Here is an 11,983-nt window from a genome sequence, read left to right on the forward strand (position 1 = left end):
CGCCCTTACGCCGTCATGCGTTTCGGCTCAGTACGAGCCGAACTTGTAGTTGATGCCGGCGCGGATGAGGTCGCCCTCGGTGCGCACCCGCGTCTGCGTCGCGGCGACGGTCGTGCCGGAGGCCGGGACGATGTCGTAGGAGCCGATCACGTTGCGGCTGCCGAGATCGAAGTGCAGGTACTCGACCTTGAACGTCACCGCGCTCGACCGGAAGAAGTTGAGGAAGTTGTCGGTCGGCAGCGCCGCCTCGATGCCGCCGCCATAGGCATAGCCGGTCAGGAAGTCGTCGTAGCCGCCGGTGACGCTGGCGGTCGGGAAGGTGGTGACGCCGCCGAGGGTGTTGCCGATGTTGAGCACCGACGAGTATTTCGCCTGTCCGTAGGCGAAGCCGCCGGTGCCGTAGACCAAGAACCGGTCGAAGGCGTAGCCGATCCGGCCGCGCACGGTCCCGAGGAAGGACAGCTCGCTGCGGGTCGCGCTCGCCAGTTCCACGTCGTTGACGCCGGGGAAGCCGGGGAAGCCGACGATCGTCGCCATCGAGGTCGTGCGGCGCTGCAGGTCGGTGTAGGCGGCATCGGCCTCGACGCCGACGACGATCCCCGAGCCCGGCGTAAACTGAACATTGTAGCCGATCTGACCGCCGCCGGTGAACCCGCCGGAGTTGCCGCGGCTGGTGCCGGAGCCGAGCGCCGCGAGGTAGTCGGCGGACGGGATCGGATCGACGATCAGGCCCGTCGCCACCTGACGCTGGCGGTCGCTCCAGACGTAGCCGGCGTTGAAGCCGGCATAGAAGCCGGTCCAGGTGAAGACGGGGACGGGGGTGAACACGGGCGGCGGCGCGGCGCGGCGCGGCAGGTCGGCGGCCTGGGCCGTACCGAGCGCCAGCAGGGACGCGCCCCCCGCGAGCAGAAACTTCTTGAGCATGAGCGAGACCCAACCTTTGTTCGAGGGCACGTTCCGGGCCGGGGCGGCGGGGCCGCCCCGGATCGACGACTAGCGGATCGTGCCGTTGAGGCCGGCCGGGAAGAAGCCGCCGGGGCGCTTCGACGGGTTCAGGTAGACGATGTTGAGCACCTGGCTCGTCGTGCGGGCGAATGCCTGGCCGTTGGCCGGGTTCGTCAGCGAGATGTTGGCGATGCTCGCGGTGCCGATGCCCTGGTCGAGGTCGGTCGAGCCGTCGAGCGAATCGCGGGCGTCCGAGATCTTGAGCGCCGGGGTGTAGAGGCCGCGGCTGTAGAGCACCGTGCGAATCGTGCCGGCGTGGTAGGCCTCCGCGGCGAGGATGCCGCCGGCCGCCGCCAGGATCGACTTGTTGGAGATGAGCGGGGCGGCGCCGAGATAGGCCGACACGCCGACATCCTCGAAGATGTAGGACGCGAGCAGGAAGTTGGTCTCGTCGGCGAAGGCGTCGAAGGTCTGGCCCGCCGTGATCAGGCCCGCGGCCTGGGCGGCGGCAGTGAACGAGGTCGTCAGGTTGATCGCCGGACGTGCGACGCGGGCGGTGCCGAGCGCGCTGCGCAGGAACTGGACGTGGATGCGCTCCTCGCTGGCGATCTCGACGGCGTAGTTGCGGATCGCGGCGGTGGCGAAGTTCACCTGACGGCCGCCGGTGACGGCGCCGAGCGTGCCGGTGCCGGTGACTTCCGCATCGGTCAGGCCGCGGCCGGTGGCGGCGCGCAGGTAGAACTCGGCCTCAAGGTATTCGAGGTTGAGGGCGAAGTTCAGGATGTCGGTGTCGGTGACGGTCTGCGCCGCCGCCGGGGTAAAGCCGGCCGAGCCGACCAGCGCTGAGCCGGCCACGCCGAGGCCGACGCTCTGGATGAAGGCACGCCGCCCGGCGGCGAGATCGACGCCGGCCGGCGCAGCAGAGGCGGAATCGGCTTTGCCGCCCGCACGAAGGAACTTGAGGACCACGGTGACGCTCCCGCCCATTATTGGCTTGCGGTTGCATCCTGCGCGGTCACGCCGGCCGCGCCAAGTCAAATGGCGCGCGAATAGAGCTGTGCGCAATCAATCTCCGTGCTTGTGGCAAAACAAGCACAGGCAGCGGTGGAAATCACCGTCTTCACGCTCAAAAGATAGGTTCGACTTCTCTGCCGGCGAAAGGTTTCATGCCTCAAATACACGTTTTCGTGAACGGATCGGTTCGATCCGGGGCGATTCTTCGTGCATGTCGGCGCGGCGTTCAAAGGACCTCCTGCCCGTGCGCTCATCGTGACGTGTCGGCGCGCAAGCGTCGGCCGCGCAGGAGAACTCCAGGAATCGCGCGCGATCGGGAGCCCTCCTGCGACGCCCGCTCGCGCAGGCGTTTCGGGATGGGGGAATGAGTTGGTAAGGAGGCCGGCGCTCCGCCGGCCGTCAGTGCCGGAAGTGGCGCACGCCGGTGAACACCATGGCGAGCCCGGCCTCGTCGGCGGCCCGGATCACGTCGTCGTCTCGCATGGAGCCGCCGGGCTGGATCACGGCGGTGGCGCCGGCGTCTGCCGCCGCGAGCAGGCCGTCGGCAAAGGGAAAGAACGCGTCGGAGGCGACCGCCGAGCCCTTGGCGAGGCTCTCCGGCAGGCCGAGGCGCTCCGCGGCTTCCGCCGCCTTCCGGGCGGCGGTGATCGAGGAATCGACCCGCGACATCTGTCCGGCGCCGATGCCGACGGTGGCCCCGCCCTTGGCATAGACGATGGCGTTCGACTTCACGTGCTTGGCGACCCGATAGGCGAAGCGCATGTCGGCGAGTTCGGATTCCGTCGGCTGGCGCTTGGTGACGACCCGCAGGTCCATGTCGTCCACCGTCAGGGCGTCGCGGCCCTGCACGAGGAAGCCGCCCGCCACGGTGCGGACGGTCTCGCCCCGCGCCCGCGGGTCTGGCAGGCCGCCGGCCAGCAGCAGCCGCAGGTTCTTCTTGGCGCCGACGATCGCACGCGCTTCCTCGGACGCATCGGGGGCGATGATGACCTCGGTGAAGATCTCGACGATCTTTTTCGCGGCCTCGGCGTCGAGCGGGCGGTTGAGGGCGACGATGCCGCCGAAAGCCGAGGTCGGATCGCAGGCGAGCGCTCGCTCGTAGGCTGCGAGGAGGTCGTCGCCTTCCGCCACGCCGCAGGGGTTGGCGTGCTTAATGATCGCGACCGCCGCCGAGCGGGCCGGATCGAACTCGGCGACGCATTCATAGGCCGCGTCGGTGTCGTTGAGGTTGTTGTAGGACAGTTCCTTACCCTGCACCTGCCGCGCGGTGGCGATGCCGGGGCGGAGCGTGCCGGGCAGGCGATAGAACGAGGCCGTCTGGTGCGGGTTCTCGCCATAGCGCAGGCTCTGGCCGAGGCGCCCGCCCAGCGCCCGGAATTCGGGGGCCGCGTCCGAGGCCTCGACTCCGGCGAGCCAATTGGCGATGGCCGCGTCGTAGCTCGCGGTGCGCGAGAACGCTTTCTGCGCGAGGCGCCGCCGGGTCGCGGCGGTGAGGGCACCGTCGTTGCCGCGCAGCTCATCCAGCAGTGCCGCGTAATCGGCGACATCGACCACGACGCCGACATCGGCGTGGTTCTTGGCCGCCGCGCGGATCATCGCCGGGCCGCCGACATCGATGTTCTCGACGCAGTCGTCGTAGGCACGCCCCGCCTTCAGCGTCTCCTCGAACGGGTAGAGGTTGACGACCAGAAGGTCGATCGCGCCGATGCCGTGGGCGGCGAGCGCCGCCTGATGCTCGGGGTTGTCGCGCACCGCCAGCAGGCCGCCGTGGACGGCCGGGTGCAAGGTCTTCACCCGCCCGTCCATCATCTCGGGGAAGCGCGTCACCTCGGAGACCTCGGTGACGGTGAGCCCCGCCTCCGACAGCGTCCGGTGGGTGCCGCCCGTGGAGACCAACTCGACGCCGAGGCCGGCGAGCGCCGTGGCGAAGTCCACGAGCCCGGCCTTGTCCGAGACGGAAAGGAGGGCGCGGTTCACCCGGATGTGGTCGCGCGGCATGTCGGTCGTCCGTGTCGCAGAAGGAATTTTGCGCGCGGTAGCATGGATGCGGGCCGGGCGGCCAGTTGCACCGCGGCAAGCGGCGACGGCTCCACCGGTTTGTTCTTTTTCAGATCCGCTCGATCCGCCAGCGCACCCGCGCTTCCTCCGCCACCGTCAGGTGGAGCACGATCTGCGCCGTGCGCCGCGCGCCGACCACGCCCGCGAAGTAGACGCTCTCCTCGATGGCAAGGCGCGCGCCGTCCGCCGTGAAGAGCCACGTCTCGCCGGTCGTCAGCCAGAGCGTGATCCCCCCCTCGGGCTCGGCTCTGGCCGTCACCGAGGTGTGGAGATGGAAGCGCACCGCGACTTCGCGGGCGCGCCCGGAGTGGCGGCCTTCGCGCAGGAAGGCGTCCTCGCCCTCCAGGCATTCCGGGGCGGAGGAGAGGGTCCAGCGCCGCTCGTGGATCACGCCGAAATCGGCGAGATACCCGTCGTGCCGGGCCGCCAGCACCGAGGCGCCCGGTTCGGTCCGGCGCTCGACCGTGACGGGGCCGGGGCCGCTCAGCACCACGGGCCCGCGCCGCTTCAGCAGCCACGCCGTGGCGAGCCGGGCGCCCCAGGGGCCCGCTGACTCGCCGAGGAAGCGGCAGGAGGAGGTGTCGGCCACCGTCGCGGTGGAGTGGGCGGCGGTGCTGCGGGCCATCCGGCGCAGCTCGTCCCCGCTCGCCGGCATGCCGCAATTGACGACGATGCGCTGTGCCCCGCTCGACAGCTCGAACGAGAGGCAGCCGGCACCGGCATTGCGCGCCTGCGACAGCGGCGGGGCCGCGCCGACATCGCAGGCCACGACGACGCGGCCGGTCTCAAGCCGGGCGTAGCCGGAATGGGGCGCGTACATCAGCGGCTCGGTGCCGGCCCCGTCGTAGACGAGCAGCGTCGCGAGATGGTCGGCGGCGGTGACGCCCATGCCGTTGAAGTGGCTGAGCGAGGCGTCGCCGTGGCGCAGCAGGCGCAGCGCCGGCAGCATCCGATCGACGGCGCGCAGCAGTGCCTCCGGCGGATCGACGCTGCGGCTGAGGAAGCTCTGGCGCAGCGGCAGGAGGTCGAGCAGCAGCTCCATGGCGAAGCGCGGATCGCGGGAGCGGTGGCCGCCATCGGGCAGGATCTGCCGGTCGAGTTCGCGCACGAGGATGCGGGTGGCCCGGCGCAGGATCGCCTCGATGCCCTCGCAGCACAGGCCGGCATAGGTCAGCGCCACCGCCGCGAGCAGGCGCGATTGCGGCGGGGCCGAGCGGCGCAGCGAGATTTCGAGTTCGCGCGCGCCGCGGCCGATGCTCTTGAGGAAGGCTTGGTAGAAGGCGTGGTCGGCACCCTCCAGCACCAGCGGCGACTGGCACAGGAATGCGATCATCCGCCGTGTCGCCACCGGCACCGGACGGGCGCGGGCGGCGTCGCCTCGGCCGCTCATGAAGTCCGAGACGAAGGCGCGGGCGTTGGCGCGGGCGAGCGCGGTGTCGGCGGCGCGCAGGTGGCGCAGCCAGCCGAAGCCGTAGAGCGCGTCGGCCCACTCGGGAGAGGGGGGATCGTAGTCGAACGGCGAGCGCCCGCTCACCACCAGCGAGCGGCCGGCGAACACGAACAGCCCGGCATAGATGTCGTCGGCGAGCGAGGCGTCGCTGGTGCGCAGGTCGTGCGGGGCGATGACGAGGCCGGTCACGCGGGCGCGGGTGAGGATCTCGGGCCGCTTCGCCAGCCGGCCGAACCGGTTGCGGGCGCCGCGCCGGATTTCCTGGCCGACCAAGCGATAGAGCTGCCAGCGTTGGGGCCGTCTGGCCAAGCCGTCCCCTCCCACTCGCTGCCGCGGGCGGCCCATCGCCGCCGCGGGCTGCCGATCGCATGCCCCGGCTCACGGCCGAGCTTAAGCGCCGCCTCTTAACTGGTCGTTAAGGCTATGTCGCGCCGCAGACGGGCGCGCTCCTCCCCCTTGTGGGGAAGAGTTGGAGGTGGGGTCGTTCAGGATCGAGCGAGGCGGTGCCTTCTGAGGCACCCCCAACCCGCCCCTCCCCACAAGCAGGCGGGGACCCGTGCCTCACTCGCGAAAAATCAGCGCGCCGGCCCGGTCTCCACCGGCCGCGTCTGGTCCGAACCCCATTCGGACCACGAGCCGTCGTAGAGGGCCCGCGGCGGACGACCGAGGGTTTCGAGCGCCAGCGAGACGATCGCCGCGGTCACGCCCGAGCCGCAGGTGGTGATGACCGGCTTGTCGAGATCGACGCCGGCCTCGGCCATGGCGGCACGCAACGAGGCCTCGTCCCGCAGGCGGCCATTGGCCTGGAGCGCGGCGTAGTGGAGGTTCCTCGCACCCGGCATGTGGCCGGGTCGCACGCCGGGGCGCGGCTCGGCCTCCTCGCCGCGGAAGCGCGGGCCGGAGCGGGCGTCCACCAGTTGCGCCGAGCCGTTCGCCAGCGCGCGGGCGACATCGTTCGCGTCGGCGACCGCGCCGCCGTCGAGCCGGGCGGTAAAGTGGCGCCGGTCGCGCGGGCGGCCCTCGCCCTCCTCGGTGGGGTAGCCCACCGCGACCCAGGCCGGCAGGCCGCCTTCGAGCAGCACCACGTCGCGCATGCCGTAGGTGCGCAGCATCCAGCGCACCCGCGGCGCCGAAAACAGGCCCATCCCGTCGTAGACCACGACCTGGGCCCCGTCGCCGACGCCGAGCCCCCGCATCCGCGACGCGAACACCTCCGGTCGCGGCAGCATGTGCGGCAGGGGCGAATCGGTGTCGCTCATCGCGTCGAGGTCGAAGCGGATCGCGCCCGGAACGTGGGCGGCGCGGTACTCGGCCTCGGCGTCGCGCCCCTGCGCCGGCAGGTACCATGAGGCGTCGAGCACGACGATGTCGGGCGCGCTCAGGCGTTGGTGCAGCCAGTCCGGCGTGACGAAGGGCGATTCCGCCATGATGGTCCTCGCTTGCCCACGAACGCGTGAGCGTCCCCGTGGACGTCCCTCGGCCAACGCCCGCAGGACCGGGGATGCGGCGGCGGGGCGGGCGCTTTAAGAGGCACGCACGATCCCCACATCCGGCATCGGCGCGCGTTCGGCAAGGCCGGGACGCCGTTTCCCTCCGCGTCACGGCGCCGTTTCGGCGCGATCACCCTCAAGGACCGACGAAGCGCGTGCGAGAGACCTACCACATCGAAGTGCTCGGTCCCGACGAGGCCGACGCGCCGGGCGGCGTGCAGCAGCGCATGACGGTCCGCACGGATACGCTCGAGGCCGCCGCCGAGCGGGCGCGCCGGCTGTTCGCGCGGGCGCGGGTGCCGCAGCGTTCCCGCACCCCGCCCGAGGCGGTGCGGGTCATCGACGGGGCGGGCACGGAGGTGTTTCGGATGAGCCGGTACGACGAGGGGTGAACGGCGCGGCGTCACCGAAGAAGGCGCAGGAAGATGCCCGCCGAGATCAAGCCGATCGCTGCGCCGGTCGCCGGCATGACGCCGAAAACGGTCAGGCCCGATATACCGGGGAGAGGCCAGTTTTTCGCAATTAGGATAAGCGTGACCATGAGGCCGCCGAACAGCCCGCAGGCGAGAAGGACGGTTCGAAGATGGGCGCTCCTGCGAAAGCCGGCATAGGCGAGCGGCAGGATGACCAGGTTGATCGGCGCGGACAGGACGCCGAACGCCACGATCACGAAGCAGATGGTCTTCACCACAGGTGCCATCGCCCAGAACTGCGTGCCCACCGTCAAAGCGGTGACCGAGGCGAGGCCGACGCAACCGCTGACGCCGCAGGCCAGCAGGCCGATGCCGAACAACGGGACACCGATCCGCCGTGCGGGCAAACCATGCGGAAGGGAAGGATGGCGCGGTGTCATGACGGTGAGGTTCGCAGGCTGCACGGCCTCAAGCTTCGCACGACTCCCGATGCCGGTCGAAGCCGTTTGACCTTCGACCTCTCCGAATCGACATCGGATTGAACGCAGGGCTGCCGAGCGTACGGACGAGAACGCGTCCCCCGCGTTCGCATTGACTTCGCACCCGCAGCGACGCATATCGCTCCTGCAGCGTCAGCGGCTCGTGCCGCTTGAGGGGGCTGCGTGACGGTTCGCGCTGCATGACGGTGCGCCCCGGCCCCTCTCTTCAACGTGCATGCACCCTGGGCCGCCCCATCACGCGGGCAGCCCTTCGCGCCATCGGACCCGACCCTTCCGTCCGCGCGCATTCGCCGGACCTCACGGGTTCCGCTGCCTTGAGAAGTACCGACTTGACCCAATTCACCGATTTCGGCCTCGCTCCGCCCGTGCTCCGGGCGCTCGCGGAGGCCGGCTATACGGCGCCGACGCCGATCCAGGCGCAGGCGATCCCGCCGGCCATGGAAGGCCGAGACCTGTGCGGCATCGCCCAGACCGGCACCGGCAAGACCGCCGCCTTCGCCCTGCCGATCCTGCACCGCCTTTCGCTCAGTGCGAACCGCGCCCCGCGCCGCGGCTGCCGCGTGCTGGTGCTGTCGCCGACCCGCGAGCTCGCCAGCCAGATCGCCGAGTCGTTCTCGGATTACGGCCGGCATCTGCGCTACACCAACACCGTCGTGTTCGGCGGCGTCACCATTGGCCGCCAGGAGCGGGCCCTGGCACCGGGCGTCGACATCCTCGTAGCCACGCCGGGCCGGCTGATCGACCTGATCGATCGGCGCGCCCTGACGCTGGAGGGCGTCGAGATTCTCGTCCTCGACGAGGCCGACCAGATGCTCGACCTCGGCTTCATCCACGCGCTCAAGCGCATCGTGAAGATGCTGCCGCGCGAGCGCCAGAGCCTGTTCTTCTCGGCCACCATGCCGAAGAACATCGCCGGACTGGCCGACCAGTACCTGTCGAACCCGGTGCAGGTCGCCGTCACGCCGGTGGCGACGACGGCCGAGCGCGTCGAGCAGCAGGTCATCTTCTGCCATACCGGCGCCAAGCAGGCGTTGCTCGGCCACGTGCTTCGCGATTCCGCGATCAAGCGCGTGCTCGTTTTCACCCGTACCAAGCACGGCGCCGACCGTGTCGTGCGCGGCCTCGAAAAGTCCGGCATCGCGGGCGCGGCTATCCATGGCAACAAGAGCCAGCCGCAGCGGGAGCGGGCGCTCGCCGGCTTCCGCGACGGCTCGTGCCGGGTGCTGGTGGCGACCGACATCGCCGCCCGCGGCATCGACGTCGAGGGCGTGACCCACGTCGTTAACTACGACCTGCCAAACGTGCCGGAGAGCTACGTCCACCGCATCGGCCGCACCGCGCGCGCCGGGGCCGACGGTCTGGCGATCTCGTTCTGCAACGACGAGGAGCGGGCCTACCTGCGCGACATCGAGCGGATCACCCGCCAGAAGGTGCCGGTGGCCGGCTTTCCCGAGGGCTTCGTGCCCCCGTCGCGTCAGGAAGCCGCCGAGACCGCGGCGGACGAGGAGCGTCGCCCGCCGCGCCAGCCGCAGGGTCGTCCCGGCCAGCGCCAGGGCCATGGTCGCCCCGGCGGCGGCCGTGGTCAGGAGGCCCGCGGCGGCGGTCGCCCCGGCGGTCAGTCGGGGCGCGACCAGCGCGCCGAGCCGCGCCAGGACGGACGCGGCGGCCAGCCCGGCCGCGGCAACGGACAGGGCCGCCCGCAGGGCAGTGGACAAGCCCGCCCGCAGCAGCCGCGTTCGGAGCGTCCGGCGGAGGCCGGCGCTCAGCGCCGCCCCGACGGCCGGCCCGCACAGCGTCCGGCCCGCCCCGGCGGCGAGGGTGGACGGGCGATCGGCTGGCTCGACCGCTCGCCGCGCTCGTAAAACTTCCTAATTTCCTTCGGGCCGGGGCATCGCTCCGGCCCGATGCTTTTGGAGACCCTCGATGCGGTTCGAACTCTACCGGGATGCGGGCGGCGAGTGGCGCTGGCGCCTGCGGGTGCAGAACGGCAACGTCATCGCCGATTCCGGCGAGGGCTACGCCCGCCGCGAGGATTGCGAGCACGCGATTTCGCTGGTGAAGCGCAGCAATGAGGCCTCCACCGTCGACATGACGACAAAGATCGCTTGAAACGATCGCCTGATTTTTTGGCATAACGGTGTGGCGCCACGAAACCGTTCGGCGCTTTCCGGCGTTCCTGCACGCGCGGGCGCCGCAAAGGTTGCGTCCGCTCGCGCCCGCCGCAGAGGGAACGTCGACTTGATCAGGACATTGTTGCTCGCCGCGCTGATGGCGCTCGGCCTCGCCGTCGCCGCCCCGCAGGGCGCATCCGCCGCCCCGGTCGGCCCCTCGGCCGCCCTCCTCGCCGAGACGGCGCCCGCCACGGTTGAGAAGGCGCAGTACTACTACCGCCGCCGCGGCTGGGGGCCGCGCCCCTATTACGGCCGCCGCTTCTACCGTCCGCGCCCGTTCTACCGCCGTCCCTACTACGCCCGTCCGTTATACGGCCCGCGTCGTTTCTACCGTCCGCGCCGCTTCTACTAAGTCGTTTCGGCCTCGCGCCGTCAGGAACCCGGAGCCTCGTGGCTCCGGGTTCTTTTTTGGGCAGAGTGACCATCTTTCGGCATCATCGTGCCGTTCGAGCGGGCAGGCCTATCGGCCGCGGCCCGGTTCGATGTAGGATCGTGCCGGAAGCGAGACGGACCGCGTCAATCGGGCCGCTCTGGAGGAAGGCCCGATGATCGATCTCGTGACGCGCAGGCCGCGCGCGAAGGCGGAAAGCCGCGCCCTGTCCTGGCAGGACATCCCCCTCGAGGTCCTGATGTGCGCTGCCGCGATCTTTCTCTCCGCCGGGCTCAAGCTCGCGGGATTCATACCGTGACCAGTCCCTCTGGCGTGGCGGTGAAGCCCGTGCTTGGCTGAGGCCGCGAGCCACGACTCGCCCGGGGGGAAGAATCTATGACGCAAGCGAGCGAGACCGCCGAGGAGATGCCCAGCGGCGACCTGACGGTGCGCACCGTCGCCATGCCCGCCGACACCAACGCCAACGGCGACATCTTCGGCGGCTGGGTGCTCTCGCAGATGGATCAGGCGGGCGGCATCGCCGGGGTCGAACGGGCGCAGGGGCGTGTCGTCACCGTCGCGGTCGAGGCCATGACCTTCATCCGCCCGGTGCGGGTCGGCGACGTGCTGTGCGTCTATACCCGCGTCGACAAAGTCGGCCGTACGTCGATGAAGATCCACCTCGAAGCCTGGGCGCGCCGCTTCCGGACGCAGCAGCGCGAGAAGGTCACGGAGGCGACCTTCACGTTCGTCGCCATCGACGACGAGGGCCGGCCGCGGGCGATCCCGCCGGAGGCCTGAGCCTGCGTTTGGTGCCGGGCGCCGGAGCGGTCTAGAACGGACGTCCTGGTCCGAAAACGTAAGAATCCGCATGCCCGCCACGCCCCGTGCCGCGATCATCCCGGTCACCGCGCTTCAGCAGAACTGCACCCTGGTCTGGGACGACGCGACCAAGGTCGGCGCCGTGGTCGATCCCGGCGGCGACCTCGACCGGATCGAGGCCGCGATCCGCGCGCAGGGGGTGACGGTGGAGAAGATCCTTCTCACCCATGGACATATCGACCACGCGGGCGGCGCTGCGGAACTGAAGGAGCGGCTCGGCGTACCGGTCGAGGGGCCGCACGAGGCGGACAAGTTCCTGCTCGACTCCCTGCCCGTGGCCGCCGAGAGCTACGGTCTGGAGCCGGCCCGCCCGATCACCCCCGACCGCTGGCTGAACCAGGGCGACAGCGTCACCGTCGGCGGGCTGACCTTCGACATCCTGTTCGTGCCCGGCCACTCGCCCGGCAGCGTCGTGTTCGTGAGCCGCGACGCGCGCTTCGCGCTGGTCGGCGACGTGGTGTTCCAGGGCTCGATCGGCCGCACCGACCTGCCCGGCGGCAACCACGAGCAGCTGATCCGCGGCATCAAGGAAAAGGTGCTGCCGCTCGGCGACGACGTCGCCTTCATCCCCGGCCACGGGCCGACGGGGACGCTGGGACAGGAGCGGCAGACGAACCCGTTCCTGCAGGAATGAGCAACAATCCGGGCGCGCCTGCCGACCATCGCCGAAGAGCGTCGGCGCGCCTAACG

Annotated in this window: 13 protein-coding genes; 7 read left to right on the forward strand and 6 right to left on the reverse strand. The window is 70.7% G+C overall.

Features of this window, described 5'->3' with window-relative positions:
- Window positions 1-27: 27 nt before the first annotated feature.
- From ASG52_RS24760 to sseA, 5 genes are all read right to left on the reverse strand, one after another.
- Window positions 28-924: an outer membrane protein gene (locus ASG52_RS24760; protein ID WP_056249332.1), complete on the reverse strand. Its 897-nt coding sequence runs from the start codon at window positions 922-924 to the stop codon at window positions 28-30.
- A gap of 69 nt (window positions 925-993) precedes the next feature.
- Window positions 994-1,914, reverse strand: a complete 921-nt coding sequence (locus ASG52_RS24765) for a ferritin-like domain-containing protein (RefSeq protein ID WP_286159162.1) — start codon at window positions 1,912-1,914, stop codon at window positions 994-996.
- Between the two features lie 444 nt (window positions 1,915-2,358).
- A complete protein-coding gene (purH, locus tag ASG52_RS24770) occupies window positions 2,359-3,957 on the reverse strand; it encodes a bifunctional phosphoribosylaminoimidazolecarboxamide formyltransferase/IMP cyclohydrolase (RefSeq protein WP_056249338.1) in 1,599 nt (532 codons plus the stop codon).
- Window positions 3,958-4,066: 109 nt separating this feature from the next.
- Entirely contained in the window at window positions 4,067-5,776 is a 1,710-nt protein-coding gene (locus tag ASG52_RS24775) for a heparinase II/III family protein (RefSeq protein ID WP_056249342.1), read from the reverse strand.
- A 266-nt stretch (window positions 5,777-6,042) separates the two neighbouring features.
- The gene (gene sseA / locus ASG52_RS24780; RefSeq protein WP_056249345.1) at window positions 6,043-6,894 is read right to left on the reverse strand and encodes a 3-mercaptopyruvate sulfurtransferase; all 852 of its coding nucleotides are present in this window, start codon (window positions 6,892-6,894) and stop codon (window positions 6,043-6,045) included.
- 218 nt (window positions 6,895-7,112) lie between these two features.
- Here sseA and ASG52_RS24785 point away from each other — a divergent pair, with 218 nt between their 5' ends.
- Entirely contained in the window at window positions 7,113-7,349 is a 237-nt protein-coding gene (locus tag ASG52_RS24785; RefSeq protein WP_056249347.1) for a hypothetical protein, read from the forward strand.
- An 11-nt stretch (window positions 7,350-7,360) separates the two neighbouring features.
- Here ASG52_RS24785 and ASG52_RS24790 read toward each other — a convergent pair whose 3' ends face one another.
- Window positions 7,361-7,834, reverse strand: a complete 474-nt coding sequence (locus ASG52_RS24790; protein ID WP_156384113.1) for a hypothetical protein — start codon at window positions 7,832-7,834, stop codon at window positions 7,361-7,363.
- 365 nt (window positions 7,835-8,199) lie between these two features.
- On the opposite strand from ASG52_RS24790, the gene ASG52_RS24795 reads away from it, so the two are divergent.
- From ASG52_RS24795 to ASG52_RS24815, 6 genes are all read left to right on the forward strand, one after another.
- Window positions 8,200-9,732: a DEAD/DEAH box helicase gene (locus ASG52_RS24795; RefSeq protein ID WP_056249353.1), complete on the forward strand. Its 1,533-nt coding sequence runs from the start codon at window positions 8,200-8,202 to the stop codon at window positions 9,730-9,732.
- 61 nt (window positions 9,733-9,793) lie between these two features.
- Window positions 9,794-9,979 carry a YegP family protein gene (locus ASG52_RS24800; RefSeq protein ID WP_056249355.1) on the forward strand — a complete coding sequence of 62 codons (186 nt, stop codon included), beginning with the start codon at window positions 9,794-9,796 and terminating at the stop codon, window positions 9,977-9,979.
- A 129-nt stretch (window positions 9,980-10,108) separates the two neighbouring features.
- Window positions 10,109-10,393 (forward strand): hypothetical protein, encoded by a 285-nt coding sequence (locus ASG52_RS24805; protein WP_056249358.1) that lies wholly within the window; start codon window positions 10,109-10,111, stop codon window positions 10,391-10,393.
- Window positions 10,394-10,586: 193 nt separating this feature from the next.
- Window positions 10,587-10,730, forward strand: a complete 144-nt coding sequence (locus ASG52_RS28005) for a hypothetical protein (protein WP_200945658.1) — start codon at window positions 10,587-10,589, stop codon at window positions 10,728-10,730.
- Window positions 10,731-10,807: 77 nt separating this feature from the next.
- Complete coding sequence (gene yciA / locus ASG52_RS24810) at window positions 10,808-11,212, forward strand: acyl-CoA thioester hydrolase YciA (RefSeq protein ID WP_056249361.1); 405 nt, start codon at window positions 10,808-10,810, stop codon at window positions 11,210-11,212.
- A gap of 70 nt (window positions 11,213-11,282) precedes the next feature.
- Complete coding sequence (locus ASG52_RS24815; RefSeq protein WP_056249363.1) at window positions 11,283-11,927, forward strand: MBL fold metallo-hydrolase; 645 nt, start codon at window positions 11,283-11,285, stop codon at window positions 11,925-11,927.
- The last annotated feature ends 56 nt before the right edge of the window (window positions 11,928-11,983 follow it).

The sequence above is a fragment of the Methylobacterium sp. Leaf456 genome (assembly GCF_001425465.1).
Taxonomy (GTDB): domain Bacteria; phylum Pseudomonadota; class Alphaproteobacteria; order Rhizobiales; family Beijerinckiaceae; genus Methylobacterium.